Source organism: Marinobacter salinexigens (genome assembly GCF_008370345.1).
GTDB classification, from domain to species: domain Bacteria; phylum Pseudomonadota; class Gammaproteobacteria; order Pseudomonadales; family Oleiphilaceae; genus Marinobacter; species Marinobacter salinexigens.
Window position 1 is genome coordinate 261,542 of the sequence record NZ_VTUU01000005.1, and the last position, 26,832, is coordinate 288,373.

Consider the following 26,832-nt stretch of genomic DNA (forward strand, 5'->3'; position numbering starts at 1 on the left):
AGGTCCCTGGCCGGTTCCCTATAATGGCATAAGCGTCTGATATTGCCCAACCTGTCCGCACTTGCCGAAAGAGGTGGGGTTATGGGTGGCGACCGCGGGCGCTGGCCGTTAAAATGACGATAATTTCAGCTCCGTCTATACAGGGTTACTGAACCAAGATATGGCACTGGTCACACTGGGAATCAATCACCGCACGGCTCCGGTCGAGTTGCGGGAACGCATCGCTTTCACTCCGGAACGGATGTCTGAAGCATTCGCCGAGTTGCGTGCAGCTTCCGGTGCCAGTGAGGCCGCTATCCTTTCTACCTGCAACAGGACTGAGCTTTATCTGGCGGGTGACGACGATTGCGCCCCCATGGTATTGCGCTGGCTGTCAGGGTTTCACGATCTGGAAGCCGGCGAGCTCGAACAGGCGATCTATGTGCATCGGGACGCCGATGCGGTGCGCCACATGATGCGGGTAGCGGCGGGTCTGGATTCCATGGTTTTGGGCGAACCCCAGATTCTTGGGCAGCTCAAGGATGCTTATGCGTTGTCCCGCGATAACGGCGCTAGCGGAAGTTTTCTTTCCCGTCTTTTTGAGCAGACTTTTTCGGTGGCAAAGAGGGTACGTACCCAGACAGCCATCGGCGAAAACCCGGTATCGGTAGCCTACGCTGCGGTCAGCATGGCTCACCATATCTTTGCGGACATGTCCCGCAACAAGGCATTGCTGATTGGTGCCGGTAAAACCATCGAACTGGTGGCTCGTCATCTTGCTGATGCCGGTGTGCGGGATTTCCTGGTGGCAAACCGGACGCTTGAGCGAGCGCAAAGCGTTGCAGCCGCCTATGGTGGCAAGGGCATTCTGCTCAATGAGATTCCCGATTACCTGCATGACGTGGATATCATCATTTCCTCTACGGCGAGTCCGTTGCCGATTTTGGGCAAGGGCGCGGTTGAGAGGGCTCTGAAGAAACGCAAGCACCGCCCATATTTCATGGTCGATATCGCCGTACCCCGTGATATTGAGCCGGAAGTGTCATCCCTGGCGGATGTCTACCTTTATACAGTCGACGATCTGCGCCAGGTCATTGAAGAAAATATCCGTTCCCGGGAAGGGGCTGCCCGTGAAGCAGAAAACCTGATTACCGCCGGTGTTCAGGATTTTCTGAATCAGCTCCGGGCGCTGGATGCGGTATCCACACTGAAACAATTCCGTCAGCGTGCTGAAACTCTGCGCGATGTGGAAACAGAAAAGGCCCTGCGCAGCCTCCGTAACGGAGGGGATCCGGAAACGGTTCTGCGCAGTCTGGCCCGAGGTCTTACCAACAAACTTCTGCATGAACCTTCGGTTCAGGTACGAAAGGCAACCACCGAAGGACGCACCGAGGTGACCGAATGGCTGCGTGAGTTGCACCAGCTGGATGCTCTTGAAGCCGACGAGCCTGCCACCCCGGAAAAAATATGAAACCATCGATTCAATCCCGCCTCGAGCAGTTGGTAGACCGCTTCGAGGAGGTCAGCGCGTTGCTTAGCGATTCCTCTGTCATTTCCAATCAGGACAAGTTCCGTGATCTGTCCCGGGAGTTTGCGGAGATTGAACCCGTTGTTCAGTGCTTTCGCGCCTGGCAGCAGTCCCTTGACGACATCCATGCAGCCAAAGAGCTGGCGAATGACAACGATGCCGACATGCGGGCCATGGCGGAAGACGAGCTGAATGATGCCCAGCAGAAAAACCTGGAGCTGGACGAAGAGCTGCAACGGCTGATGCTGCCGAAAGATCCCAACGACAGCAAAAGTGTATTTCTGGAAGTTCGAGCGGGCACCGGAGGCGATGAAGCGGCCATCTTTGCCGGTGACCTGTTCCGGATGTACAGCCGTTACGCCGAGAGCCACCGCTGGCAGGTGGAAGTGCTCAGCGAAAGTGAAGGTGAGCACGGCGGGTTTAAGGAAGTGATTGCCCGTGTGGCGGGTGAGGGCGTTTACGGTGCACTGAAATTTGAATCCGGCGCCCATCGGGTCCAGCGTGTGCCGGAAACCGAATCTCAGGGGCGTATTCACACCTCGGCCTGTACCGTGGCGGTGATGCCGGAAGCGGACGAAGCCGAAGCGGTCGAAATCAATAAGGCCGATCTTCGGGTAGACACCTTCCGCTCTTCTGGCGCGGGAGGTCAGCACGTTAACAAGACCGACTCAGCCATTCGAATCACCCATTTGCCGACCGGTATTGTGGTGGAATGTCAGGAAGAACGCTCCCAGCACAAGAACCGGGCCAAGGCCATGAGTCTGCTTGCATCCCGCCTACAGAATGCGGAAACCGAACGTCAGCAGAAGGCAGTTGCGGAGACCCGCAAAAGCCTGGTGGGCAGTGGCGACCGGTCAGAACGCATTCGCACCTACAATTTCCCTCAAGGCCGCGTGACCGATCATCGGATCAATCTCACCCTCTACAAGCTGGATGAGGTGATTGCTGGTGATCTGGATGCGGTTGTTGTGCCGCTTCAGCAGGAGCATCAGGCCGAGTTGCTGGCCTCCCTCGCCGATGAGCACTGAATCCCCTCAAGCCTGCGAAGCACTGCTGGCCGCAGCGGCGGACAGAATTCCGAGTGATACCGCCCGGCTGGATGCAGAGTTGTTACTGAGCCACGTGACGGGCCTCAGCCGAACCAGTTTTCGGGCCTGGCCCGAACGGGAAGTGTCTGGAAAGCAGGCCGAGTCATTCGAGCAGCTAGTCTCCCGACGTATTGATGGCCAACCGGTTGCGTACCTGTTGGGGCACCAGGAATTCTGGTCACTTCCTCTGAACGTCAGCCCGGCAACCTTGATCCCCAGGCCGGATACCGAATGTCTGGTGGAAACTGCCCTGGATCTGTCATTGCCTGCGAATGCTCAGGTGCTTGACCTGGGTACCGGTACTGGCGCAATCGCTCTGGCGTTGGCCAGCGAACACCCGGATTGGCGTGTATCGGCCTGTGACTGTGTGGAGGAAGCGGTTGAGTTGGCTCGCCAGAATGCCCGGTTACTTGGTCTGGATGTATCCGTGGCCCGGAGCAGCTGGTTTGCCGACCTTGAGCCGGGGAAGTTTGACCTGATCGTTTCCAATCCTCCTTATATAGCAGACAATGATCATCATCTGGGAGAAGGGGATGTTCGCTTTGAGCCCTCTTCTGCGCTGGTTTCCGGTACCGATGGTCTGGATGATATCCGGTTGATTGTTGAGCAGGCTCCCGGGTGGTTGAATGAAGGTGGCTGGCTGTTGATAGAGCACGGGTTTGATCAGGCTCAAGCTGTTCGGGCGCTGTTTAGTACCCGGGGCTTCGTCTCGGTGGAAAGTCGCCAGGATTATGGCGGTCGGGATCGAATGACATTGGGGTGTTGGGGTGCGCAATGCTGAGTGATGACGAGCTGATGCGGTACAGTCGGCAGATTCTCATGCCGCGGTTTGATGTCGCTGGCCAGGAAAGTCTGAAAGCTGCCCGGGTGCTGGTGCTTGGTTCCGGTGGGCTTGGCTGTCCGGTAGCACTCTACCTTGGTGCGGCTGGCGTAGGGCAGTTGACGCTGGTGGATGATGACACGGTTGAGCTGGCCAATCTTCAGCGCCAGATCGGTTTCGATCAGGATCAGCTCGGGCAACCCAAAGCGGAAGCTCTCGTTCAGCGAGTGCGCCGGATCAATCCCCTTGTTTCCGTTGATGCGATGTCTTGCCGCCTTGAGGGTGAGGCTCTGGCTCGCCAGGTCGAAGTGGCAACCCTGGTGGTGGATTGTACAGACAACTTCAATACGCGCTTTGCCCTGAACCGGGCTTGCGTTGCCGCTGGTGTGCCTTTGGTCTCGGGCGCGGCGATCCGGGGTGAGGGGCAGGTGTCGGTGTTTGATCTGCGGGTGGAGGGTAGCCCGTGTTATCACTGCCTGTACCCGGAGCAGGGCAATGAGGATCTGACCTGCTCGGAGGCGGGGGTGATTGCACCGCTGGTGGGTATGATCGGGTCGCTCCAGGCGATGGAGGCGATCAAGGTGATTTCAGGGGTTGGAGCGCCGTTGGTCGGGAGGTTGTTGATCCTGGATGCCTGGGAGATGCAGTGGCGGGAGATGAAGCTGGCTCGGGATCCTGAGTGTCCGGTTTGTTCTGGAGCTTGCTAGGTTTGGAGCTTGCAGGATCAGGGCTAACTGGCCCAAAACACGCTCCTGGCGGCACATCCATGTGGCGCTTGGGCTTCGCCATCCTTGGCTTCGCACAGTTTTGGGCCAGTTAGCCCTGATCCTGCTTCCGGCTCCCTACTTAGCCTTCTTTTAATGATTGAAATCTGGCAATTGCTTCTTTTCTACTTTCCTTCAGGTCGACAATTGGCCTCAGATAGCCTTTTGGAATAATGCCTCGCCTGGCTCCCGGGTCGTGGATTTGTTTACTGTCCAGTTTTGCCAGTTCCGGTACCCACTGCCGGATGAACTCTCCTTTCGGATCGAAACGCTCACTCTGGGTAACGGGATTAAATACCCGGAAATAGGGGGCTGCGTCGGTGCCGGTGGAGGCGCTCCATTGCCAGCCGCCGTTGTTGGAGGCAAGGAAGCCGTCTACCAGTTTTGACATGAAATAAGCCTCGCCCAGTCGCCAGTCGATGAACAGGTTTTTGGTCAGGAACATGGCGGTGATCATGCGCAGGCGGTTGTGCATCCATCCGGTGGCGTTGAGCTGCCGCATAGCAGCATCCACGATAGGGATGCCGGTATGGCCAGTTTTCCAGGCTTCGAAGTGTGCTTCTGGCCGGTTCCAGGTCAGCGCTTCGGTCTCCGGTTTGAATGCCCGGCCCATGCTTACTCGTGGGTAGTGGTAGAGGATGTGGATGTAGAAATCTCGCCAGGCGATTTCGTTGGTCCAGGTGATAAAGCCTTCCTGGTTGCCGACCTCGGTCTGGGCTTCCCTGGCAGCAACAAGGCACTGTCTGCCCGAGAGGATGCCGTTTGCCAGGTAAGGGGAGACTGTGCTGGTGCCGTCTATAGCAGGAAAGTCCCGGTATTTTTTGTAGTCTCCGCAATCGTCCTCGAGGAAGGTTTCAAGCTGATGGTGCGCTGCATCTTCGCCGGTTTCTACCAGTGGCGGAGGTGCTATTGCGAAGGCCGGGGGGATATCCGGGATCTGTTCCGGTTCTACGGGTGTACCCTGGGCGCTGGGTGTCGGGTAGACCGAGGGCTGCGTTTCTTCAATCCAGGCGCGCCAGCGTCGGGAAAACGGGGTGAAGACTGAGTAGGGCTCGTTCTGTTGAGTGAGGATCTCGCCTACTGGCGCAACGGTCTGGTCACGGTATTTGTATACCGGCACGCCGAATGAATCCAGCCGTTGCTTCAGGGCTTTGTCCCGTCTCCGTTCATTGATGCCGTATTCTTCATTGATGTGAACAGTGGTGACAGACTCGTCGCGACAGAACGCTTCCAGTTGTTCGATGCAGTCATCGAACCGGGACGCCTGGATAAACCTCAGGGGGATGCCCAGTTTTGCCAGCTCCGTTGACAGGGCATTGGCGTGAGCAAGCACGAACTGAACCCTGGCTGGTGACCAATCATGATCCGCCCACTGGTTCGGCGTGAGCGCGAAACAGGCCAGCACGGGCTCGCCGGAACGGCAGGCCGCGGTGAGTGCCGGGTTGTCAGCGAGCCGAAGGTCATTTCGGAACCATACCAGTTGTGTCATTTCATACCCCAAGTCTGACGGCCTTGCCTTGCATACGGGTAAATACAGGCCATTCTTTCAATAAAAACACGAGTTTGTATATTCGCTGAGGTGCCGGGATTGGATTATAGTTACTCGAAATGGCCGGCACGACGTTAAGGAGAAATGTGGCGACTGTTGCTTCTGATTCAGACACGGTAAAGAGCGGTGTCTGGAACCAACCATACACTCTGGATTCAGGGCAGACCCAGTTCCATCAACTGGGGCATGTGCGTTTGTGGGTAACCCTGCTCGACCTGGAATGGCAGATTCGTTCCGAGACTCTGATGCTGGATACCGATCCGGTCAGCTGGACGGAAACCATCAGCCATACCCTGCCCTCGGCCGATATTCCATTGCAACGTTTCATTCGTCCGGATGCGACCGGAGCCGTTACGTTTGTTCCTGCACTGGCACCGCGCCCTACAGTGATTCGGCCCTATCAGCCGCTAACCATTCCGGCGGGCGCGCGCTGTGTGATCTATGTGGGCACGCTGGTCTGGATGAAGATATGTTCTGGTAATCCCCGGACAACGCTGACGGAAATTCCGCTGGCGCCGTCATCTATGACCTGGGTCGGGCGTAACACCATGGAAGGGGAGCTGTGTTATTCCTCCCCGAGCTTTGCACGCCTGGTTCTGGATGCCGTCCCCAAGCGCCCCTGGCGAGCGGTAACCCCCGTAACCATAGTGAACCGACGGGATGAGCCTTTATTGCTTGAACGGTTCAGTCTGCCGACACCGTTGTTGTCATTGCACCTCAACGAGCTGGGGCAGCTCTGGACTCCGGGTGTGACGGTGGAATGCGAGACGGATATGAGTTCTGCCAGTCTTCGGGTGGATTCAGCGTTGTTACCGGCAGCCGGCAACTGCCAGTTGGTGGGGGAAGCCCGGGAACCGGTCGCGCGTGGGCGCCTGGTGCGGGCGTTTGATCGTATGTTTGGTTAACTGGTTCGGTGAGGAGTTGGTGTATTGGTTGAGGAAATCGAAGCCGGCGTTATGTCAGTGTTCACGGATATTGCCTGGGGACAGTGGATAAGCGCGGGATTTCTATTGGTGCTTGGCTTGCTGCTGGGGTCCCTGGCTGCCAGAAGTGTTTCCCGTTTCCTGTCGACGAGGACCTCCCGTCACCACACCGTCATGGTGCGACGGGTGGTGTTCTATTTCATCGTTCTGCTATTCCTGATTGCGTCCCTGAGAGAAGCCGGGTTTTCGCTGGATGTGGTATTGGGGGCGGCCGGCATACTCACGGTAGCGATCGGTTTTGCCTCTCAGACATCCGCCTCAAACATGATCAGTGGTTTGTTCCTGTTGGTGGAGAAACCGTTTGAAATCGGAGATGTCATTGAGGTGGAAGCCACCATCGGGGAAGTTGTGGGTATCGACATGTTGAGTGTGAAGTTGCGTACGCCGGACAACCTGTATGTGCGTATTCCCAATGAAACACTGATCAAATCAAAGGTGGTGAACCGTTCCCGGTTCCCGATACGTCGGCTCGACCTGATGGTGGGGATTGCCTACGCTGAAGATGTGGAACGTGTGGAATCGCTGCTGTTGGACCTTGCCGAAAGGAACCCGCTTTGCCTGGAAGAGCCAAAGCCGTTTGTGCTGGTCACGGCATTCGGACCGTCGTCGGTTGATCTGCAATTCTCGTTCTGGGTACCCAAGGACAAGCTGCTGGATAGTCGCAGCAGCATTATGATTGATATCAAAAAGACCCTGGATCGGGAAGGTATTGAAATTCCTTTCCCTCATACAAGTGTTTACGCCGGCAATCATTCCGAGCCCTTCCGGGTGCAGTTGTTAGGGCCGGAGACTGTGACTGATAAGGACAATCTGGATGGAAATGAAGAACGCTGAGACCCCGGAAACCCCAGCCAAGCCTGATATTGAGAATGCATTGCCTCTGGGCTGGCGGGAATGGGTGTCACTGCCGGACCTGGGTATTGATCGCATCAAGGCCAAAGTGGATACCGGTGCGCGCACCTCATGTTTGCATGCTTTCCGGACCGAACCCTACACCCAGGACGGTGAGCGCCGTGTGCGGTTCTGGGTGCATCCGGTCCAGAACGATATGCACCAGGTTGTGGAATGTGATGCCCGGGTGCTTGACGAGCGGAATGTGTCTGACTCCGGTGGTCATCGCGAGCTTCGCTTGGTGATTGAGGCGAACCTTGTGATCGGCGGGCAGGTCTGGCCTATTGAAATGACACTGACCAATCGTGATTCCATGCGGTTTCGAATGTTGCTCGGGCGCACTGCGATGTCCGGGCGTGCAGTTGTTCACCCTGAAGCTTCCTATCTGGCCGGAGAACCGGCACTGAGGAATGAGAAATGAAGATTGCGGTTCTGTCCCGAAACAAAAACCTCTACTCCACCCGCAGATTGGTGGAAGAAGGCCTTAACCGCGGCCATGAGGTACACGTTATTGATTGTCTTCACTGTTCCATGAACATTACATCCGCCAAACCACAGATTCACTACCATGAAGAAGTGTTGGAAGGATTTGATGTGGTGATTCCCCGGATCGGCGCGTCGGTGACGTTCTACGGTACCGCGGTGTTGCGCCAGTTTGAAATGATGGGTGTATTTTCGGTGAATGAGTCGGTTGCGATTACCCGTGCCCGGGATAAGCTTCGTTCGCTGCAACTTCTGGCCCGCAAAGGTGTCGGCATGCCGGTTACGGGCTTTGCGAACAAGCCCGATAACGTACCCGAGTTGCTGAAAATGGTCGGCGGTGCGCCGGTGGTGATCAAGCTCCTGCAAGGTACCCAGGGAATTGGTGTGGTGCTGGCGGAGACCCGCAAAGCAGCTGAGAGTGTGATCGAAGCATTCATGGGCCTCAAGGCAGACATTCTGGTGCAGGAATTCATCAAGGAAGCGGGCGGAGCAGATATTCGCTGTTTCGTGATTGGTGACAAAGTCATTGCGGCTATGAAACGCCAGGGTGCGGAAGGTGAGTTCCGTTCCAACCTGCATCGCGGTGGCAGTGCATCTCTGGTTCGGATTACTCCGGAAGAGCGCCGCACGGCGGTCACCGCTGCAAAGTCCATGGGATTGAACGTGGCGGGTGTGGATCTGCTGCGCTCCAGTCGCGGCCCTCTGGTGATGGAGGTGAATTCTTCACCAGGGCTGGAAGGTATTGAAAACGCCACCGGCAAAAACGTAGCAGGGATGATTATTAACTGGACCGAGAAGAACCAGAAGCCCTGGAAGACCCGGACCAAGGGAAGGGGCTGATCCATGGCGCGCGCCCCGTTTGAAATTGCGGGTACCCAGATACGACCGGGAACCCGGGAAACTGTCGAAGTCCCGGTCGCCAAGCTCTACACCCATACGCCGCTTCATATTCCGGTGGAAGTTGTACACGGCCGCCGGGATGGTCCCGTGCTGATGGTGTGTGGTGCCATTCATGGTGATGAGATCAACGGTGTTGAGATTGTGCGCCGTGTGCTCAAGAACTCGGCCCTGCGCCATTTGCGGGGTACGTTGGTGGCGGTGCCGATCGTCAACATTTTCGGGTTTGTTCAGCGCACCCGGTATCTACCGGATCGCCGGGACCTGAACCGCTGTTTTCCAGGTAGTGAATCAGGATCGCTGGGTGGGCGGATTGCTTATCTTCTGCGTACCCAGATTATGGAAAATGTCACTCACATCATCGACCTGCACACCGGGGCGATAAACCGTTTCAACCTGCCTCAGATCCGTGCGGAACTTAAGAACCCGGAAACCGAGCGGATGGCAGAGGCATTTGGTGCTCCGGTTATTCTGAATGCCGGGCTTAGGGAAGGCAGCCTTCGTGCATATGCCGACTCACTGGACGTGCCAGTGATTACGTTTGAAGGTGGCGAGGCCCTGCGTTTTGATGATGTGGTGATCACCAGTGGTGTCAAAGGTGTTGTCCGGGTGATGCGCGAGCTGGAAATGGTGCCCGCGAAGAAAGGTCCGAGAGCCCCCAAAAAGCGCTCTGAAACTGCCGCAAACTCCCAGTGGGTGAGGGCGGATATAGACGGCATCATGCGCCCGGTGGCAAGCCTGGGCCAGAAAGTACGCAAAGGTCAGAGGCTGGCGATGGTGGCTGATCCCTTTGGTGGGTCTGAAACCGCGATTGTGTCACCATGTTCCGGAATCGTAATCTGCGTGAACAACCTGCCTCTGGTCAATGAAGGTGAAGCTATCTACCACATCGCCCGTTTTGATGAGCTGAGCGAAGCGGAAAAAGCGATGGACTACTTCCGCAGCTCACTGGAAGCCGAAGTGACCGAAGCCGTTGTGCCTGTTCACCCGTGGGACGAGCTGCAAAAATGAACCTGAAGTGACTCTGGAGAACCCATGATCTGGGACAGAACGACCATAGAGCTGGCCCCGCTGCCGAGGGGATTCCATCTGGTGACCAACGAGGTGCTCGCTCAGGCCCCGGATCTCACCAACTGCGAAGTGGGCTTGTTGCATCTATTCATTCAGCATACCTCGGCTTCCCTGGCGGTGAATGAAAACGCCGATCCGGACGTTCGGGGTGATCTGGAGCGACACTTCAACGTGATGGCACCGGAGAATGCGCCTCATTATGAGCATGTGATGGAAGGGCCGGATGACATGCCCGCACATATCAAGAGTGTGATGATCGGGCCTTCCCTGACGCTGCCTGTGAGCCATGGACATCTGGCGCTGGGCACCTGGCAGGGGGTTTACCTCTGCGAGCACAGGAATCAGGCGGACGGGCGCCGGATTATTGCAACGTTGCAGGGGCGTTGGTGAGTCCGAAAGTACCTCTCCACTAAACCCCGTAGTCTAAAGTGTTGACTGGAGCTTGGCGCTGAACCTCTGTAGTTTGCGTCGAGCTTCCTCCCAGTTTTCTGCCCCAACCAGATGGGTAAACTCATCGTGAGCGCCTTCCCACTGGATCAACGCCTGCCTGTAGATTTCTTCCCCCTGTTGCGTCAGGGATAGCCCCAGAGACCGTTTGTGGCCGGAGGGCTGTGATTGAAGCAACCCCTTCGCTATCAGCTTTTCGACTGTTCGTTGCAGAGATGTCCTCTCCATGCCCAGAAGCTCGGCCAGCTCATTGATGGAATTGGGGGGCGATAGTTTGATGGCGTTCAGTACGGAAAACTGGGTAACGCGAAGCCCCGTATCGGCCAGACTGTTGTTGTAGTGGCGGGTGACCAGCCTGGAGAAGACCCTTGAGTACAGTGCCGCACAGGTCATCCCGACATCGAGGGGAGTTGCGTGATCGTCGGAGGTTTGTTCTGGCATCAAGGTATCCTGTTTTCTGAAGTGTATATGCATGATGGTAGGTTTATCTCAATGGTCTGTCCATAACCGGGAGAGGTTGGGGGAGCCGCATGACGGGTAAAAAGTCTTGTGTTTTGCCTAAAAGTGCATATACACTTTAGTCCGTGTCTGCGATATCGAGCCACCGATTTCCCTGATAATTACTGGATAGAAGAGGTAAGCAGGTATGAGCCTTTCGCTTAATGTATTTCAGACCGCTTTTGGCACCTATAGCCGGTTATTACCGTCACACGCCGCTGCCCGGGCGGTGAAACTGATGACCAGTCCCCGTATCAGCGCGGAACGAAGACAATCTTCCAGAGCGTTATTTGATGACGTGGTTGTGCTCAAGGGAGACGCTCTGCTTTCCATGTATGGCCGCGGTCAGAAGACGATGCTGGTTTTACACGGGTGGTCCGGCTGGATCGGTCAATTCAATGACCTTCTCAGCGAAGTCGATCCAAACGAATACACTGTATATGCCCTTCACCCACTTGGGCATGGCGAGTCAAAGGCAGCGGAGTCGCACCCGGGCCGCTTCATTGAGGCGGTCATGGATGCCCATGACCATGTGGGCCGCTCCTTTGATGTTGCCATAGGACATTCCCTGGGCGCTGCTGCGCTGATCTATGTAGAAGCCGTTCAGCCCTGCTTTGAGCGCCTGGTACTGGTGTCGGGGCCCGCGACGATTGAGGGGGTGCTGAACCGGTTCGCCCGGTTTGTGAATCTGGGAGAGAAAAGCCGACGCCTGTTCATCCGGAATATGGAGATGAAAGTCGGGCTGGATATTGATCGGCTGGACCTGCTCTCCCTGGCCCCATCTATCTCCAAGCCGACCCTACTGGTGCACGATGAGCGGGATCGTGAAATTCCGGTCGATGAAGCGGGAAGTCTCAACCAGGTATTTCCAAAAAGCCGTTTGGTTCGAACGGCCGGCTACGGCCATAGTCGTTTGCTTCAACGACCGGAGGTGATTCAGGAAATTCTGGAGTTCATAGCGGTTTCTCAGAGGCGGTAATTTTTTAAACTGAATTAAAGTGTATATGCACTATGGAGGGTAAGATGTCAGCATTTCAATTCTTTATGCAGGTGATACGTTACCGCTGGGTCGCTCTGGTTGTTTCGCTGCTGGTTATAGGCGGTCTTGGGAGTCAGCTCGGAGGCCTGAAAAAAAACACTCAGGCCGATGCTTTTATCGACGAAAACGAGCCGGCTCTGATCTATCGGGAAGCCGTCGAACAGATATTCAACCTGAAGGACCCGCTGGTGCTCGCGGTGCGGAATGAAGGCGCGAACGGTATCTATAACGCACAAAGTCTCAAGCTGGTGCGTTGGTTGAGTGAGCAGTTGGTTTCTGTGCCGAATATCGATCCTCAGGGCATTACAAGCCTGGCGACGGAATCGAATATTCAGGGTGATACCCTCGGTATGGAGATCAGGGAGTTTCTCGATGGCCCGCTGGACAAAGAACACATCGGATGGATCGAGCGCAGTATTAAAAGCTTTCCTTTGTATCAGGGCAGTCTGGTTGCAGAAGATGGCTCCGTGACCATCATCGTTGCTGAGCTGTTGGACCAGGGCCAGGCTGAGGCGACTTATCAGGCGGTCATGCAGTTGATCGAGCGGGCACCGGCAAGGCCGGACCAGATCCATGTGGCGGGCGAGGGGGCGGTAGCCGGGTACCTGTCAGAATACGTTGATCGTGACGCCAAGCGCCTGAATCCAATGGCCGGTCTGATTATCACGCTGGTGCTGGTTGCCGCTTTTTTCACCCTGCGAGCCGCGTTGATTCCCAATCTGATTGTCGTCGGTACAGTTGCGGCAACCCTCGGGGCTATGGTGCTGGGTGGGGCAGAATTCTATGTCATCACCAATGGTCTGATCGTCTGCATGATCGGTATCGCGGTCGCCGATTCCATTCATATTTTTTCCGAATACTACGACGCCCTGGCCAGTGACTCTGAGCTCACCCATGCCGAAGCGATTGCTACTGCAATGTCGGGTATGTGGCGCCCGGTGACGTTGACGACCCTGACGACGGCCGCCGGGTTCCTGGCGTTGTATGCCACCAATGATATGCCTCCACTGCAGTACTTCGGCATTTTTGGTGCCTTCGCGGTCATCATGGCGGGCCTTTTAACGCTATTCGTGACGCCTTCATTGTTGTCTTTTTTCAGGCTCCGGCCCAGCCGGAGTTTCCGTCGCCGCCTGTCTGGCGGTTCTGCCCGGGGGCTGGTCTCTGTACTTGGTGTGATCTCTGTCAGGTATCCGAAAGCCGTGCTGTTTGTTGCTGCGCTGACCGCTGGTGGAGCGGGAGTGGGTGCACTCAAGGTTGTGATTAACGAAGAACGGATTGAGAACTTCCAGCCCCAGGAACCTATTTACATTGCTGATAAAGCCATCAATGCAGCGATGGACGGCACCTATTATCTCGACATAGTCATTGAGACGTCGGAGCCTGAAGGTATCTACGATCCGTCGGTATTATCCGCGATCAGTGAACTCCAGACTTTCCTGGAATCGCAGCCAGAGATTTATGGCACGACGTCCATTGCCGACTACATCAAGCAGATGCACAAGGCCGTCAATGAGGATGACCCCGACTTCTATTCGTTGCCGGATGACAAGAACCTGATTGCCCAGCTGTTTTTGCTTTATGCGGCTTCCGGCGATCCTACGGACTTTGAGGAGCGTGTGGACTCGCGGCGGCAAAAGGCACTGGTCCGGGCCAACCTGAAAACGGGCTCCTATGTGGTGAGCCGTTCGCTGATTCCGAGGCTTGAGGGCTACCTCGAATCGTCGTTTGATGGCGACGTGACGGCGCAGATCAGCGGTCGAATCAACGTGGATTACCACTGGATTGAAGGTATTGCGGATACCCACGCCAACAGTGTGATCATTTCATTTCTGGCCGTTTTTCTGATGGCTGCACTGCTCTTCAGGTCGGTCATTGCAGGTTTGATGGCGTCCGTTCCGGTGGGGTTGTCCATTCTGGTGATATACGCCGTGATGGGTGCGAAAGGCATCTGGCTGGGTGTGGGCACCTCGATGTTTGCGGCGATTGCCATCGGTTTGAGTGTGGACTTTGCTATTCACACTCTGGACCGGCTTCGCGAGGTCATGTCCAGGCCTGGGGTCGAAACCCGTGAGCAGAGGATCTCCTCGATGTTCACCACAACCGGGCGTGCGCTCTGGTTCAACCTCCTGGCAGTTGCACTGGGGTTTGGTGTGCTGATGACGAGTCAGGTCCCACCCCTTGTGAACTTCGGGATGCTGGTGGCACTGGCGGTCTCCGTTGCCTTTATGGCCAGCCTGCTTTTGTTGCCTGCGATCACTCTGGTGTTTGAACCAAACTTCATCTTTGGTCAGAAAGGAAACTTCTGGAAAACGGGAATACTGTTGCTGGCCATGTTGGCGGCCGCCACGCTGGCGGGAAAAGCCTTTGCCACGGAGACGCCACCGACTGCGGAAGCGGTTATTCAGCAGATGAACGACCGGCCTGAAGGGATGTCTGTTCAGCGGGATATGCTCATCACGTTGACGGATAAAGGGGGCAATGTACGTGAGGAGCAGACCCGGGCTTTTCGACGTTATTTCGGGGAGACCAAGAAAACAGTCATCTTCTATACCCGTCCGGGCACGGTGGCGGGAACAGCTTTCCTTACCTGGGATTACCCCGATCAGGTACAGGAAGATGACCAGTGGCTCTACTTGCCGGCATTGCGAAAGGTACGCAGAATCTCGGCTTCCGACCGGGGCGACTACTTTCTGGGAACCGACTTTACCTACGAGGAAATCAAGAAGGAAAGCAAGATCGCCGCAGAGGACTATCACTTTACGTTACTCGGGGAAGAAGAGGTGGATGGGCATCACACCTGGAAGGTGGAGGCCACGCCAGTGGGGCCAGAGGTAAGCCAGGCCCTGGGCTACGGCCGGGTGTTGATGCGTATTGATTCTTCGATATGGATGCCACGCCTCACCGAGTACTGGGACGTAACGGGTAACGAGCTCAAGACTGTGCACGCTCGCCGTATTGAGCAGATTGATGGTATATGGGCCATCATCGACATTGAAGCCACCAACCGGAAAACCGGTCACCAAACCCGCATCCAGTTCCACGACACGGACTACGGCGCATCGGTTCCAGCCCGTTTATTTGAGCAGAACGCCCTGAAACGGGGGTATTGATATGCGATTGCGCCAATTCCCTGTTTTGTTGGCTGCCGTGTCAGCGATGTCGATGTCGACGCAGGCCATGGATGTTGAGCACTTGTCCGTTGTAGAGGTTGGGGCGGCCTATGCCCACGAGTCGGGTTCCTGGCAGAAGCAGGAAATTGCCTGGCGACCGACATGGATTTTGCGATTTGATTCCAGCGCGCGTCTGACCCTGAGGGGGCAGGCGCGTCTGGACGCGCAGGATAAACTGAATCCGGGGCAGCCAGAGCAGCCGTTTCGTGCCCGTTATACGCGGGCAGGCTTTCCCAGCGAGCACACTGAGCTGGAGCTCAGGGAATTTTTTTGGGACCGCTATGTTGGCGATGCCTTTGTAAGTCTTGGCAAGCAGCAGATTGTCTGGGGGCAGGCGGACGGTCTCCGGGTTCTGGATGTGGTTAACCCGTTGAGCTACAGGGAGTTCATTCTTCCTGACATTGAAGATCGCCGTATCCCTTTATGGTCGGCGCTTGCAGAAATTCCGGTACAAGACTGGACCGCTCAGCTGGTATGGGTGCCCGATAGTACAGTGGCTGAGAGTACATTGCCCGTTGCTGCCTATTCCCTGATTCCGGATCCGTTTGGCGATGGTCGCCTTGAGGTTGATCGCCCTGATTCGCTGGCCGACAGCGATTTTGGTCTGAGGCTCTCTACCTTTGTGAACAGCTGGGACCTCTCTTTGAATTACCTGTACCACACTATTGATGATCCGCTGATTCGGTTTGATCCCGTCCGGCAAAGGATTCTCGCGGACTACAATCGTTCGCACCTGATTGGTGGTACGGCTTCCAGGCCATTTGGGGATGTCACTTTTCGTAGTGAAGTGGGGCTGGAAAGCAAACAACGGATTGTCCATTTCGCTACCGGAACGGTCGCCGATACAGACGTTGGCTCATACGTGATCGGACTGGATTACAGTGGTGTGAGTGATTGGTTCATAAGCGCACAGTTTTTTCAGACGTACCGATTCTCGATTGATGATGATCGTAGATCAGAGGAACAAACCACACTGTTGGTGAGGCGCAATGCGTTAAATGATGCACTGATGCTTGAAGCGCTCTGTATTTACGACCTGAACGACCGGGATTCTCTGATTCAGCTCAGCGCCGAGTATGCGGTTTCGACCCGGGTGGTTTTGAAAACAGGTGCCGACCTTTTTTACGGGAAACCCTCGGGAACATTTGGACGGTTTCACGACGAGAGCCGATTGATGGCTGGCTTTAGCGTAAGTTTTTAGCGGATATTAAGCCTGCCTTCGTGTGGGTTTCCATACATTTGGATAAAAAAATGGGTGGTAAATCACCCATTTTTCATCTGCCAGAATTGTTTTGTTTTCCGATCACATTGATTATAAACAGTTTTTTAATTCTGGTCTGTTACTTGCTCCCTTCTACGCCACCGGAGCCACCCAAGGCTTCGTCGAGCACCCAACAAACAAAATGACACGGGGAGCATTCTCTATGAAAACCCAAGCCGTAATGGCGGCGGCCTTCGCCTCCACTCTTGCTATTGCCAACCCAGCATTTGCCCAGGACCGTTCCGGATGGCCGGAAAACTTCACTGTTGGAACTGCCAGTCAGGGCGGGACTTACTTTGCTTATGGTTCTGGCTGGGCCAACTTTGTTGCAGAGAATCTGGGATTATCCGGCGGTGCAGAAATCACGGGTGGCCCGATGCAGAATATGGCTCTGGTTCATACCGGTGACCTGCAGTTCGGCCTGACCACTATGGGCCCGGCCCGTGAATCCATGGATGGCGAGAGCCCTCTGGCACCGGGAATGAAGATGGACAACGTATGCGCCATGTTCCCGATGTACGAGACCCCGTTCTCTGTGACGGCTCTGGCCAGCTCCGGCATCAAGTCCATCTCTGACATCCCGGACGGTGCCACCATTGGTTTTGGTCCGGCGGGTTCCACGTCAGACACTTACTTTCCCCGCATGATGGATGCACTGGGTGTGAACTACGAGCGCCGCAACGGCAGCTGGTCTGATCTGGGTGGTCAGCTTCAGGATGGCCTGATCGACGTCGTGGCGTTTGCGGCTGGTATCCCCATTCCAGCGGTCAGCCAGCTGGAGGTTCAGACTGAGGTGAACATCATCGGAATGACCGATGCAGAGGCCAAGAAGGTCACTGACAGCTTCCCTGTCTCCGAATTCATTATCCCGGCAGCCACTTATCAGTCGCTGGAGGAGCCTTCCCGTGTGGTGTCCATGTGGAACTTCGCCATGGTGAACTGCGATATGCCGGAAAGCTTCGTCTATGAAGTCACCAAGCTGACCATGGAGAACAACGACAAGATGGTCTCCATTCACAAGGCAGCCCGTAACTCTGTGCCTGAGAACTACAGCAAGAACAATGTTCTGCCGTGGCATCCGGGTGCGGCTCGTTGGTTCAACGAGAACGGTTACGAAATCGAAGGCAGCATGATCAAGCAGTAATACGTGTTGAGGAGGGCTGGATTGGCGGCCCTCCTTACAAACCGACCGGTTCAACTGTGCGTCCGATTCTTTCCCGGGACGGATGCTTTGCAAGCAGGTTCTATCATGACCACACAACAACATCCCGATGACGGTACTCAGCAATCGTCTGCCAACGCGATACCTGATGACGATCATATGCTCGCCCATAACGTGGATGAGGAGCCGGTTGAGAGCAATCGCCGGCTGTTCGAGGGCGGGCTGCTCAAATTTGTAACGCTGCTGGCCATTGCCTATTCAGCGTTCCATTTGTACACACTGAACATTGCACCTCTGGAAACCTGGTCTTTCCGGATTGTGCACATTGCCGGCGCCCTGATTCTCGGCTTTATTCTGTTTGCCGGTGCCCGATTCGTTTCTGGTGAAGAAGGGACGGCAAAGCATCGCTGGACCACATGGATCAGTGCTGCGGCTATGCTGCCAGCGCTTTACGCTCTCTATCAGACATTTGCGTTCTACCAGTTGCTCCAGAATGGAACCATGCGTGTTCCGGCTGATCTGGAGACCTGGCATTTTGGTTGGCCGTTGCTGGCGGCCAGTGGTATTGCCATTGTGATGAGCTGGTTCCACCAGCGCCAACGGTCCACGTTCAGTGTTCCTGATCTGGTACTGGTGGTTTGTTCTGTCGCTGTCGCGGCCTATTTCCTGGTGGTCTACAACACGGCCATGCGCATGTCGACCGGAACGTCCTTTGCACCGATCGGCATTTCCTTTGCCGCGATCGCTGGCACGGCCCTGATTATGGAAATGACCCGCCGTGTAGCGGGTATGGCTCTGGTGGTTATTGGTCTGGTTTTCCTGGTTTATGTATTTGCCGGCCCGTACCTGCCTGGCTTCCTGGGCTATCCCGGGCTGTCTGTACAGCGCTTCTTCAGCCAGGTTTATACCGACGCTGGTATTCTTGGGCCTACCACCGCAGTGTCCTCAACCTACATTATTCTGTTCATCATCTTTGCGGCCTTCCTGCAGGCTTCAAAAGTCGGTGATTACTTCGTTAACTTTGCTTTTGCGGCTGCGGGTCGTTCCCGTGGTGGTCCTGCCAAGGTTGCGATTTTTGCCTCAGGCCTGATGGGAATGATCAACGGCACCAGTGCCGGTAACGTTGTGTCCACGGGTTCTTTGACTATCCCACTGATGAAGCGGGTGGGCTACAGCAAACAATCTGCGGGTGCTGTGGAAGCGGCGGCCTCTACCGGTGGTCAGATCATGCCTCCGATCATGGGTGCCGGCGCCTTTATCATGGCGGAAATCACCGGTATTCCCTACACCGACATTGCCATTGCGGCGATTATTCCGGCGATTCTGTACTTTGCGTCTGTCTACTTTATGGTGGACTTTGAGGCGAAGAAACTGGGCATGCGCGGTATGCGTGCCGATGAGCTTCCGAACCTGAGGCGCCTGGCCAAGCAGGTGTATCTGTTTGTGCCCATCATTATTCTGATTGTGGCCCTGTTCCAAGGCTATTCGGTTATCCGTGCCGGTACCCTGGCAACGATTTCTGCTGCTGTCGTGAGCTGGATTTCACCCAACAAGATGGGTATCCGTCAGATACTGCATGCGCTTGAAATCGCGGCGATGATGTCGATTCAGATTATCGTGGTCTGTGCGGCTGCCGGTGTGATTGTGGGTGTTATTTCTCTGACAGGTGTTGGTGCCCGTTTCTCCGTGCTGTTACTGGATGTGGCTGCTCACAGTCATCTGTTGGCACTGGTCTTTGCCATGTTCATATCGATTCTGCTGGGTATGGGGATGCCGACGACAGCGGCATACGCGGTTGCGGCGTCGGTTGTGGCCCCGGGCCTGGTACAGTTGGGTATTGAACCGCTCACAGCGCACTTCTTCGTGTTCTACTTTGCGGTGGTGTCAGCCATTACACCGCCGGTGGCCCTGGCGTCCTATGCGGCAGCCGGTATCTCCGGTGCTAACGCGATGGAAACATCGGTTGCCTCCTTCCGTATCGGTATTGCGGCCTTTATCGTACCGTTCATGTTCTTCTACAACAGCGCTCTGCTGATGGATGCAGGTTGGTTCGAAGTCGCCCGTTCACTGGTCACGGCCACGTTCGGTGTCTACCTGCTGTCTGGTGGGGTTCTGGGCTGGTTTGCCCGCTCCGCAGCGCCCTGGATGGTTCGAATCATGCTGATCGTCTCTGCGCTGTTGATGATTGAAGGTGGAATCTGGACGGATCTGACAGGCGTTGCCTTGGCTGTTGCTGCTTTCTTCATGCAGCGTCAGCGGGCTCCGGGCCTCTCTGCCGCCTGATTAGTGTAATGACCTGAAGCCGGGGGGAATGCTGCCTGATGGCAGTTGTTCTCCCTGGCTCCGGGCGCTACGCTAGCATGCTTTATGCAGGAACCGGGCTTTTATGTCATACCGGATTAGCGCGTTAGCAATACTCTTGATCACCCTGATGCTGTCCTGGATGCTGGGCGGCTGGGTGGGATACCGGCAAGTGGAGCAGGAGAGTCTCGAGGAATCTTTCCGCTATCGCCAACTGGTCGCCAACGAACTCAATCGTTACCTTCCTATCCCTGAACTGATGGCCGAGCACCCACTGCTCGCCCAGGCCCTGAAACGTCCTGACGATCCTGCCCTTATCCTTCAAGCCAACGAAGAAATGCAGAAAATGGCGACCATTGTTGGCAGTTCTGATGTCTACCTGATGGACCTCACCGGCCTGACAATCGCTGCCAACAACTATCAGCAGCCTGACAGCTTTGTTGGTAGCAATTATTCGTACAGGCCCTATTTCTCGGACGCGATGGCAACTGGGGGATCTGCAATCTATTTTGCGCTCGGCATGATGTCCGGGGTGCGGGGACTGTATTTCTCGCATCCTGTCCGTGACGATGCCGGCTCTGTACTGGGGGTGATCGCAGTCAAGGTGCTGGTCGATGAGCTGGAGTCTCAATGGCACAGGCCCGCGTCGCTGAGAGATGCGGAAATGGTGGTTCTCGATCAGACCGGAATCAGCTTTCTGGCCAGTAAACCTGCCTGGCTGTACCGGGATTTTGTCGCCGACCGAACAAAACCGCTGGCCGACGCCACCCGTCTGCGCTATCCCGACCGGGATCTGGCGCCCATGAATATTGACACCGTTGGTCAGCCTCGGGGGCTTACGTCACAGTCCAGCACGATCCGTATTCTTGATGACGATGGTGCAGAAGACTATCTGAGCGTACGAACCGCGCTGCCGAGACTCGATTGGACCCTGCAGGTGATGGTGAGTACCCGAACAGTGCTGTGGACCCGGCTGGCGTTTGTGGCCGGTGGGCTGACGATTTTTTTCGGGTGTTTTCTGACCTGGTTGTACCTTCGGGAGCGATACCGCAGGGAAGCTGAATTGTCTTTGCGTGGGGAGCAGTTGGAACAGAGCGTCGCTGAGCGTACGGCCGATCTTGAGCGCTCTAATGAGCAGTTGCTGGAGGAGATCCACGAACGTGAACGAACCCAGACTGAGCTTCGGGAAACTCAGCAAGAGCTTATTCAGGCAGCCAAACTGGCGGTACTGGGGCAGATGTCTGCCGGGCTGAATCACGAAATGAATCAGCCGCTGACGGCCATTCAGACATACGCCCGAAACAGCCGAAAGTTTCTGCAGAAAGGCGCTGCGGAGATGGTGGATGAGAACCTGGGCGAGATTATTTCCCTGTGCGACAAAATGGCTGAGCTGACCCGGCAGTTCAAAGTGTTTGCCCGCAAATCTGAAGGGCCGCCGGCAGAGGTCGATCTCCGACAGCCAGTCGATGCCGCTCTGAAGATTATCGCCGCTCAGGAAAGCAGCGAGGCGGTGTCTATCCTATGGTCGAGGCCGGAGGCTCCGGCCCTGTGCCACGGTGACCTTATCCGTATTGAACAGGTGATGGTCAACCTTCTGGCTAATGCCCTACAGGCTGTGGAAGGAGCCGAACATCCGGAGGTTCTGATTACGCTGGAGGACCAGGGAGATCACTGGTGCTGCAAGGTTCGTGATAACGGTTCGGGATTGCCGGCCAACAGCGAACAGATATTTGAACCCTTCTTTACCACCAAATCTGTCAAGCAGGGGCTTGGTCTGGGGCTCTCCATTTCCCGTCAGATCGTCGATGCCCTGGGCGGACGGCTCACAGGCCAGAACCGGACGGACGGCCCGGGAGCCGAGTTTGAATTAACCCTGAAAAAGCGGGAGATCGTCGAATGAGTGAGCCAGCCGTAATTTTTGTGGATGATGATCTGCATATCCGGAAGGCAATTGCGCAGGCACTGGCTCTGGAAGATCTTTCGGTGACCTGCTTTGAGGATGCACGCTCGGCACTTGGGCTGATGTCCCATGACTTTGACGGAGTTGTCCTGTGCGACTACAACATGCCCGGTATGGATGGGCTCGAACTGCTGGACCGGGTCCGGGCTCTGGATGATGCGATACCGGTCATCATACTGACCGGGCAAGGCGACATCAGTACCGCTGTGTCAGCGATGCAAAAGGGCGCCTACGATTTTATTGAAAAGCCGTTCGACCACGATGAACTGATCGAACTGTTAGGGCATGCTCTGGAAAAGCGGCAACTGGCCCTGGAAAACCGCCGTTTGAAGGCTCAACTCAGACTGCTGGCCAAACCTGGTCCCCGAATCCTCGGGGACACGGTGACCATGCAGAAGGTGATGGCGACAATTGATCCTATTCTCGATATTTCCGCCAATATCCTGCTGCACGGCGAGACAGGATCCGGTAAGGATGCATTGGCTCGATACATCCACGAGAACAGTCACCGCAGTGCCCATAACTTTGTGGCGATCAACTGTGGAGCCGTGCCGGAGAACCTGATCGAAAGCGAACTTTTCGGACACGAGGCCGGAGCGTTCACCGGTGCTGAAAAGCAGCGTATTGGTAAAATTGAGCATGCTCATCAGGGAACGCTGTTCCTGGACGAAGTGGAGAGCATGCCGATGGCGCTTCAGGTAAAGCTTCTGCGGGTTCTGGAAGAGCAGAAGGTGGAGCGCCTGGGGAGCAATCAGGTTCAGGACGTGGACGTCCGGATCATTGCGGCGACCAAGGCGGATCTTAAAGCGTTGAGTGATGAGGGCGAATTCCGTTCGGATCTTTATTACCGATTGAACGTGGTGAAAGTGGACATTCCTCCGTTGCGTGAGCGTAAGGAAGATATCCCGATGTTGTTTCACCACTTTGTGCTGATTGCCGCCGCCCGCTATGACCGGGAAAGCATTCCTCTGGATGCAGGACAGGCGGCGAGGTTGATGCAACATTCCTGGCCGGGTAACGTGCGGGAACTGCGAAACCTGGCGGAGCGCTACGTGTTACTGGGCCCTGCTGCGTTGGAGGAAACCGGTTCGGGGGACACAGAAAACGTCTCAGGCCGAAGGACGCTCACTGAAATGATGGATGGTTTCGAGCGTTCGGCCATCATCAGCGCATTGAATGCCTGTCATGGCAGTATCAAGGACACCATGGTTCAGTTGGGCATCGCGCGCAAGACGCTGTATGACAAGATGAAAAAGCACGGTCTGGACAAGGCTCAGTTCAAGGACTGAGCCTTGTCTGCCGGCTGAACGCTGTTGCGCTTCAGGGCGCAATTTTCTTCTTGAGAGCCTTGCTGACGGGCCTGGGTAGGCTCGGTAAGGTTCGTAACAGCCAAGGCAATACTTTTCTCTTCACGCCATTGAGCGATTCGGGCACCACCGCCTCGATCAGGTGGGGGCCGGGATTGTTCAGTGCGTATTCCAGAGCCTTGGCCATTTCCTCTGCGGTGGTGACCCGTACGGCGTGAACCCCCATACCCTGGGCGAGACGGGCGAAATCGACCACTGGCCCGCTGATGTCCAGCTGGGATTTTGCCTTGTCTCCTGCCTCTTCTGCACCTACCCGTTCAAGTTCCACGTTCAGAATTGAATACGACGCATTGTTGAAAATGATGCTGGTGATATTCAGGGTCTCCCGCGCCATGGTCCAGAGAGCCTGAATGGTGTACATGGCAGTGCCATCCCCGATCAGAGCGATAACCGGCCTGTCCGGGCAGGCGACCGCTGCCCCTACGGCATTGGGCAGGCCCTGGCCGATAGCGCCTCCAGTCAGTGTGAGCAGGTCATGCTTTGGTGCACCGGCGGTCAGGGCATTCAGCATCAGTCCTGAGGTGATCGCCTCGTCCACAATGATGGCGTTTTCAGGCAGGAGGTGTCCTACAGCCTTACAAACCTTCTCGGCGGTGAGCTTGCCCCGGGGACGCCCGGGGCAAGCTGCAGGCTGCACCACTGGGGTTGCATTACGGGCACCCAGCACGTCGGCGAGCAGGTTCAGGCTTGCTACGCTGTCCTGCTCGGGAGTTGCCAGCGTATGGACTTTACAGGTGTCTGGGACGAGGTAGCTGTCCTTGTCCGGGTACGCAAAGAACGACACCGGCGCCTTGGCGTCCACAAGAATGAGGTTGTCGTATTCCGAAAGCTGTAGGGTTGCCAGTTCGGCCAGGTAGGCGATCCGCTCCACTGGAGGCAACCCTGCACCTCGTTCGATCCGGGTAGGAAACGTCTCCGCAAAGAGGGTGACGCCGTTATGGGCAGCAATACGGGCGGCGGCTATCAACCCGGGTTCGCGCAGGGCCCGGCCGCCCAGCAGGAATGCCGTTTTGCGGCCATTGCGAATGGCATCGGCGGTGGCCTTCACGGTCGTGTCATCAGCGACTGGCGCAGGTGATTGTGCTGGTGTCTTGCAGGGTACGCCGCCCTCACTCCAGGATACGTCGGCAGGCAGGATCAGGGTGGCTACCTGGCCAGGCAGCCCACGTGCGGCGGTGACTGCGTCGGCGGCATCCTGGCAGAGTTCGCCGGTGCTTTTGGATGTGCGTACAAAGCCCGGAGAGACGTTACGGGCGACGGACTCAATGTCCGACTGCAGCTGGGCATCGTATTTGACGTGATAGGTGGCGTGGTCTCCCACGATATTTACAACGGGGACTTTGCCTTTGCGTGCGTTATGCAGGTTGGCCAGTCCGTTTCCCAGACCGCAACCGAGGTGGAGCAGCGTGGCTGCAGGTTTGTCAGCCATGCGGGCATAACCATCGGCAGCGCCGGTAGCGACGCCTTCAAACATGGCCAGAACGGCGCGCATCTTTGGTTCGCCATCCAGGGCCGCTACAAAGTGCATCTCGCTGGTGCCGGGATTGGTAAAGCAGACTTCGATGCCTGCATCCACCAGTGTTTTCATCAGTGCCTGTGCGCCGTTGGTCATTGTTGGTCTCCAGCCAGGTGTTGATCAGGTTTTGTTAGGTCTTCCAGGTGTTCCGGTCCGATATCTTCAATGCCGGGTATGTCATCGTTTCAGCCTCCCCGGAGAATGGAGCGGACGGCGGTCCTGGCCGTCATGATACAGCCGGGTAGAAAGGTTCCCTCCAGGGAGCGCTTGCCATTACTGCCACCACCGCCAAAACCGGCGGCTTCGCCAACGCAGTAGAGGCCAGGGATGGGATGTCCATTTCGGTCCAGAACCCGGCTTTGCAGGTCGGTCTGTAATCCGCCAAGACTTTTCCGGGTAGTCAATTGCATGTGAATTGCAATGAAGGGCCCCGATCCCGGCTTTTGCAGTGGCGCGGGCTTGCAGGTGCGAAGACGGTCCGGTCCCCATTGGCGGGCATGCCTGATCATTCGGATTTGCGAATCGTTGTTGAGCTGGCTGCCGTTATGAAAGTTAGCGTCGAATGAATCAGCAGTAGCTTTCAGGGTTGTCGGGTCTACGTCCAGTGAGCAGGTGAGGGAATTCATTTTCTTTGCCAGCCCTTCCAGGGTTTCGTCCACCAGAAAGTGGTTGCTCTCATGCTCCATCTGTCTGATTAGAGGTGTGTTGCCCAGCAGCAGCTCCTTGAGGAACAGAGGGAACTGTTTGTCCCGGATTCTGGCATTGTGCTCGGCACCGGAGATAGCGAACTCCTTGACGGCAATGCGGCGATTCAGCAAATGCCAGGTCCAGGGCTTTTCCTGGGCCGCGACCTGCTGGCAAAGCCAATGGGTGTCAAAGCCGGTGATCAGAGGTTCAGGGCCAATGCGTTCGCCCCGGTGATTTAACCAGAGTGCTGATTTACAGGGGATGGTGGATAGCCCGTGTCCCTCGAAGTGAGGGTAGGGGTGGGGGAATCCAGCAGCGTAATTCCACATTTCCCCGGCATGGGTAATCCTGGCGCCCATATGGTCTTCCGCCCAGTGATGCAGTTTGCCATCGGCATAAGGGTGAGCCCCGTTCAGCATGCTGGCAGGTCGGGGCCGGTCAACGGGCCAGTTTGCGCGACACTCCCCTGATTCGCCGTTCAGTCCTCCGGTGGCAAGAACCACCACAGGCGCAGACAATCGAATGGTCTCGCCGGTCTGCTCATTGGTGGCGACAGCACCGGAAAGCGCGCCAGCCTGTCGTTCCAGTTCAATGACCCGATGTTCGTGCAGAAGGGTTAGGCGTTGGCTACTGTTAGCCCGATGCAGAGCGGATGTCAGGCAACGCACAAGTTCCCGGGAAGTGCCCCAGACGATGTGGTAACGGGGGACACTGTTGCCTTCTCCAAACCTGCCCCGCTCGACCCAGTTCACGGCAGGCATGAATTTGATGCCTTCGTTCTGAAGCCAGTCATAGACTTCGGAGCGTGAGTTCTCGACATAGTAGCGGGCCCACTGCATCGGCAAGGTGTCGTCTGGCGACAACTCACCGAACCGTATCCAATCCTGCAGGGCCAGTTCCGGCGTATCGGGTATTTTCATCCGGTGCTGCAACTGCGTGCCCACAAGTGCCATACCACCGAATGCCCAGAGTGCCAGGCCTCCAAAGCGCTCCGGTGTATCCCGATCGACGATGGTGACGGATTTGCCGTTTCTGAGACTCTCCAGGGCAGTAACGATACCCGCCAACCCGCCACCGACGATCAGAATGTCTGAAGAATATGCACCTGACATGGGCTTTATCCCCTAATCGCGTGTTGCTTCTATTTGTTTTTACTGACGATATATCATGTATGAGGCTTTTGTGCAGCGAGATGGGCCAGAAGCTGGAAAAGTTCCACGAACAGTGTCTAGTCCTGAAATAGGTTTACACCTATTTCTATTGAAACGCCCGGTGCACCGCATCGGGCGTTTTGTATTTCAGCGCTAGATGAGGTCGCCTCGTGTTATAGATTTGCACGGACTGATCGACCATCTTTCGCGCTTCAGCCAG

The 26,832-nt window shown here is 56.1% G+C and carries 22 protein-coding genes; 17 read left to right on the forward strand and 5 right to left on the reverse strand.

Going from position 1 to position 26,832, the window contains the following annotated elements; translation table 11 throughout:
• Window positions 1-160: 160 nt before the first annotated feature.
• Genes hemA through FWJ25_RS12735 form a run of 4 tightly spaced genes read left to right on the forward strand, consistent with a single transcriptional unit; the run spans window position 161 to window position 4,122 of the window.
• Complete coding sequence (hemA, locus tag FWJ25_RS12720; RefSeq protein WP_149600628.1) at window positions 161-1,450, forward strand: glutamyl-tRNA reductase; 1,290 nt, start codon at window positions 161-163, stop codon at window positions 1,448-1,450.
• Window positions 1,447-2,535 carry a peptide chain release factor 1 gene (gene prfA / locus FWJ25_RS12725; protein ID WP_149600629.1) on the forward strand — a complete coding sequence of 363 codons (1,089 nt, stop codon included), beginning with the start codon at window positions 1,447-1,449 and terminating at the stop codon, window positions 2,533-2,535. The genes hemA and prfA overlap by 4 nt, the downstream gene beginning before the upstream one ends.
• Window positions 2,525-3,376, forward strand: a complete 852-nt coding sequence (gene prmC / locus FWJ25_RS12730; protein ID WP_149600630.1) for a peptide chain release factor N(5)-glutamine methyltransferase — start codon at window positions 2,525-2,527, stop codon at window positions 3,374-3,376. The genes prfA and prmC overlap by 11 nt, the downstream gene beginning before the upstream one ends.
• Entirely contained in the window at window positions 3,370-4,122 is a 753-nt protein-coding gene (locus FWJ25_RS12735) for a molybdopterin-synthase adenylyltransferase MoeB (protein WP_149600631.1), read from the forward strand. Before prmC ends, FWJ25_RS12735 begins: the two co-directional genes overlap by 7 nt.
• Before the next feature lie 139 nt (window positions 4,123-4,261).
• Here the strand turns inward: FWJ25_RS12735 and phrB are convergent, their stop codons facing one another.
• Entirely contained in the window at window positions 4,262-5,668 is a 1,407-nt protein-coding gene (gene phrB, locus FWJ25_RS12740) for a deoxyribodipyrimidine photo-lyase (protein WP_149600632.1), read from the reverse strand.
• A gap of 146 nt (window positions 5,669-5,814) precedes the next feature.
• On the opposite strand from phrB, the gene FWJ25_RS12745 reads away from it, so the two are divergent.
• Genes FWJ25_RS12745 through FWJ25_RS12770 form a run of 6 tightly spaced genes read left to right on the forward strand, consistent with a single transcriptional unit; the run spans window position 5,815 to window position 10,443 of the window.
• Complete coding sequence (locus FWJ25_RS12745; protein WP_246166810.1) at window positions 5,815-6,633, forward strand: DUF432 domain-containing protein; 819 nt, start codon at window positions 5,815-5,817, stop codon at window positions 6,631-6,633.
• 51 nt (window positions 6,634-6,684) lie between these two features.
• On the forward strand, window positions 6,685-7,545 hold the full coding sequence (locus FWJ25_RS12750) for a mechanosensitive ion channel family protein (protein ID WP_149600660.1): 861 nt from the start codon (window positions 6,685-6,687) through the stop codon (window positions 7,543-7,545).
• Window positions 7,526-8,023, forward strand: coding sequence for an ATP-dependent zinc protease family protein (locus FWJ25_RS12755; protein ID WP_149600634.1), 498 nt, complete (start codon window positions 7,526-7,528; stop codon window positions 8,021-8,023). Before FWJ25_RS12750 ends, FWJ25_RS12755 begins: the two co-directional genes overlap by 20 nt.
• Window positions 8,020-8,925, forward strand: a complete 906-nt coding sequence (gene rimK, locus FWJ25_RS12760; protein WP_149600635.1) for a 30S ribosomal protein S6--L-glutamate ligase — start codon at window positions 8,020-8,022, stop codon at window positions 8,923-8,925. Before FWJ25_RS12755 ends, rimK begins: the two co-directional genes overlap by 4 nt.
• A 3-nt stretch (window positions 8,926-8,928) precedes the next feature.
• The gene (locus FWJ25_RS12765) at window positions 8,929-9,993 is read left to right on the forward strand and encodes a succinylglutamate desuccinylase/aspartoacylase family protein (protein ID WP_149600636.1); all 1,065 of its coding nucleotides are present in this window, start codon (window positions 8,929-8,931) and stop codon (window positions 9,991-9,993) included.
• A 24-nt stretch (window positions 9,994-10,017) separates the two neighbouring features.
• A complete protein-coding gene (locus FWJ25_RS12770; protein ID WP_149600637.1) occupies window positions 10,018-10,443 on the forward strand; it encodes a secondary thiamine-phosphate synthase enzyme YjbQ in 426 nt (141 codons plus the stop codon).
• Window positions 10,444-10,476: 33 nt separating this feature from the next.
• Here FWJ25_RS12770 and FWJ25_RS12775 read toward each other — a convergent pair whose 3' ends face one another.
• Window positions 10,477-10,941, reverse strand: a complete 465-nt coding sequence (locus FWJ25_RS12775; protein ID WP_149600638.1) for a MarR family winged helix-turn-helix transcriptional regulator — start codon at window positions 10,939-10,941, stop codon at window positions 10,477-10,479.
• Between the two features lie 205 nt (window positions 10,942-11,146).
• Here FWJ25_RS12775 and FWJ25_RS12780 point away from each other — a divergent pair, with 205 nt between their 5' ends.
• The 7 genes from FWJ25_RS12780 to FWJ25_RS12810 all read left to right on the forward strand — a co-directional run bounded on the left by FWJ25_RS12780 (window position 11,147) and on the right by FWJ25_RS12810 (window position 23,180).
• Window positions 11,147-11,977: an alpha/beta fold hydrolase gene (locus FWJ25_RS12780; RefSeq protein ID WP_149600639.1), complete on the forward strand. Its 831-nt coding sequence runs from the start codon at window positions 11,147-11,149 to the stop codon at window positions 11,975-11,977.
• A gap of 44 nt (window positions 11,978-12,021) precedes the next feature.
• Window positions 12,022-15,147: an outer membrane lipoprotein-sorting protein gene (locus tag FWJ25_RS12785; RefSeq protein WP_246166812.1), complete on the forward strand. Its 3,126-nt coding sequence runs from the start codon at window positions 12,022-12,024 to the stop codon at window positions 15,145-15,147.
• Window position 15,148: 1 nt separating this feature from the next.
• Complete coding sequence (locus tag FWJ25_RS12790) at window positions 15,149-16,408, forward strand: DUF1302 family protein (protein WP_149600641.1); 1,260 nt, start codon at window positions 15,149-15,151, stop codon at window positions 16,406-16,408.
• Window positions 16,409-16,631: 223 nt separating this feature from the next.
• Entirely contained in the window at window positions 16,632-17,612 is a 981-nt protein-coding gene (locus FWJ25_RS12795) for a TAXI family TRAP transporter solute-binding subunit (protein WP_149600642.1), read from the forward strand.
• A 105-nt stretch (window positions 17,613-17,717) separates the two neighbouring features.
• Window positions 17,718-19,913 (forward strand): TRAP transporter permease, encoded by a 2,196-nt coding sequence (locus tag FWJ25_RS12800; protein WP_149600643.1) that lies wholly within the window; start codon window positions 17,718-17,720, stop codon window positions 19,911-19,913.
• Window positions 19,914-20,016: 103 nt separating this feature from the next.
• The gene (locus FWJ25_RS12805) at window positions 20,017-21,831 is read left to right on the forward strand and encodes a sensor histidine kinase (protein WP_149600644.1); all 1,815 of its coding nucleotides are present in this window, start codon (window positions 20,017-20,019) and stop codon (window positions 21,829-21,831) included.
• Complete coding sequence (locus FWJ25_RS12810) at window positions 21,828-23,180, forward strand: sigma-54-dependent transcriptional regulator (protein ID WP_149600645.1); 1,353 nt, start codon at window positions 21,828-21,830, stop codon at window positions 23,178-23,180. The genes FWJ25_RS12805 and FWJ25_RS12810 overlap by 4 nt, the downstream gene beginning before the upstream one ends.
• A gap of 31 nt (window positions 23,181-23,211) precedes the next feature.
• On the opposite strand, the gene FWJ25_RS12815 is transcribed toward FWJ25_RS12810, so the two are convergent.
• From FWJ25_RS12815 to FWJ25_RS12825, 3 genes are all read right to left on the reverse strand, one after another.
• Complete coding sequence (locus FWJ25_RS12815; protein ID WP_149600646.1) at window positions 23,212-24,870, reverse strand: acetolactate synthase large subunit; 1,659 nt, start codon at window positions 24,868-24,870, stop codon at window positions 23,212-23,214.
• An 89-nt stretch (window positions 24,871-24,959) separates the two neighbouring features.
• Window positions 24,960-26,573 (reverse strand): FAD-dependent oxidoreductase, encoded by a 1,614-nt coding sequence (locus FWJ25_RS12820; RefSeq protein WP_149600647.1) that lies wholly within the window; start codon window positions 26,571-26,573, stop codon window positions 24,960-24,962.
• A gap of 145 nt (window positions 26,574-26,718) precedes the next feature.
• A partial coding sequence (locus FWJ25_RS12825) for an integrase core domain-containing protein (RefSeq protein WP_149600047.1) occupies window positions 26,719-26,832 on the reverse strand: 114 nt, incomplete at its 5' end.

What these genes read in the sequence shown, in the direction of transcription:
- FWJ25_RS12810 (WP_149600645.1), top strand. Translation starts at nt 21,828, where the DNA reads ATGAGTGAGCCAGCCGTAATTTTTGTGGATGATGATCTGCATATCCGG.
- prfA (WP_149600629.1), top strand. Translation starts at nt 1,447, where the DNA reads ATGAAACCATCGATTCAATCCCGCCTCGAGCAGTTGGTAGACCGCTTC.
- hemA (WP_149600628.1), top strand. Translation starts at nt 161, where the DNA reads ATGGCACTGGTCACACTGGGAATCAATCACCGCACGGCTCCGGTCGAG.
- FWJ25_RS12780 (WP_149600639.1), top strand. Translation starts at nt 11,147, where the DNA reads ATGAGCCTTTCGCTTAATGTATTTCAGACCGCTTTTGGCACCTATAGC.
- FWJ25_RS12735 (WP_149600631.1), top strand. Translation starts at nt 3,370, where the DNA reads ATGCTGAGTGATGACGAGCTGATGCGGTACAGTCGGCAGATTCTCATG.
- FWJ25_RS12805 (WP_149600644.1), top strand. Translation starts at nt 20,017, where the DNA reads ATGTCATACCGGATTAGCGCGTTAGCAATACTCTTGATCACCCTGATG.
- phrB (WP_149600632.1), bottom strand. Translation starts at nt 5,668, where the DNA reads ATGACACAACTGGTATGGTTCCGAAATGACCTTCGGCTCGCTGACAAC.
- FWJ25_RS12820 (WP_149600647.1), bottom strand. Translation starts at nt 26,573, where the DNA reads ATGTCAGGTGCATATTCTTCAGACATTCTGATCGTCGGTGGCGGGTTG.
- prmC (WP_149600630.1), top strand. Translation starts at nt 2,525, where the DNA reads ATGAGCACTGAATCCCCTCAAGCCTGCGAAGCACTGCTGGCCGCAGCG.
- FWJ25_RS12755 (WP_149600634.1), top strand. Translation starts at nt 7,526, where the DNA reads ATGGAAATGAAGAACGCTGAGACCCCGGAAACCCCAGCCAAGCCTGAT.
- FWJ25_RS12765 (WP_149600636.1), top strand. Translation starts at nt 8,929, where the DNA reads ATGGCGCGCGCCCCGTTTGAAATTGCGGGTACCCAGATACGACCGGGA.
- FWJ25_RS12750 (WP_149600660.1), top strand. Translation starts at nt 6,685, where the DNA reads ATGTCAGTGTTCACGGATATTGCCTGGGGACAGTGGATAAGCGCGGGA.
- rimK (WP_149600635.1), top strand. Translation starts at nt 8,020, where the DNA reads ATGAAGATTGCGGTTCTGTCCCGAAACAAAAACCTCTACTCCACCCGC.
- FWJ25_RS12770 (WP_149600637.1), top strand. Translation starts at nt 10,018, where the DNA reads ATGATCTGGGACAGAACGACCATAGAGCTGGCCCCGCTGCCGAGGGGA.
- FWJ25_RS12795 (WP_149600642.1), top strand. Translation starts at nt 16,632, where the DNA reads ATGAAAACCCAAGCCGTAATGGCGGCGGCCTTCGCCTCCACTCTTGCT.
- FWJ25_RS12775 (WP_149600638.1), bottom strand. Translation starts at nt 10,941, where the DNA reads ATGCCAGAACAAACCTCCGACGATCACGCAACTCCCCTCGATGTCGGG.
- FWJ25_RS12815 (WP_149600646.1), bottom strand. Translation starts at nt 24,870, where the DNA reads ATGACCAACGGCGCACAGGCACTGATGAAAACACTGGTGGATGCAGGC.
- FWJ25_RS12790 (WP_149600641.1), top strand. Translation starts at nt 15,149, where the DNA reads ATGCGATTGCGCCAATTCCCTGTTTTGTTGGCTGCCGTGTCAGCGATG.
- FWJ25_RS12785 (WP_246166812.1), top strand. Translation starts at nt 12,022, where the DNA reads ATGTCAGCATTTCAATTCTTTATGCAGGTGATACGTTACCGCTGGGTC.
- FWJ25_RS12800 (WP_149600643.1), top strand. Translation starts at nt 17,718, where the DNA reads ATGACCACACAACAACATCCCGATGACGGTACTCAGCAATCGTCTGCC.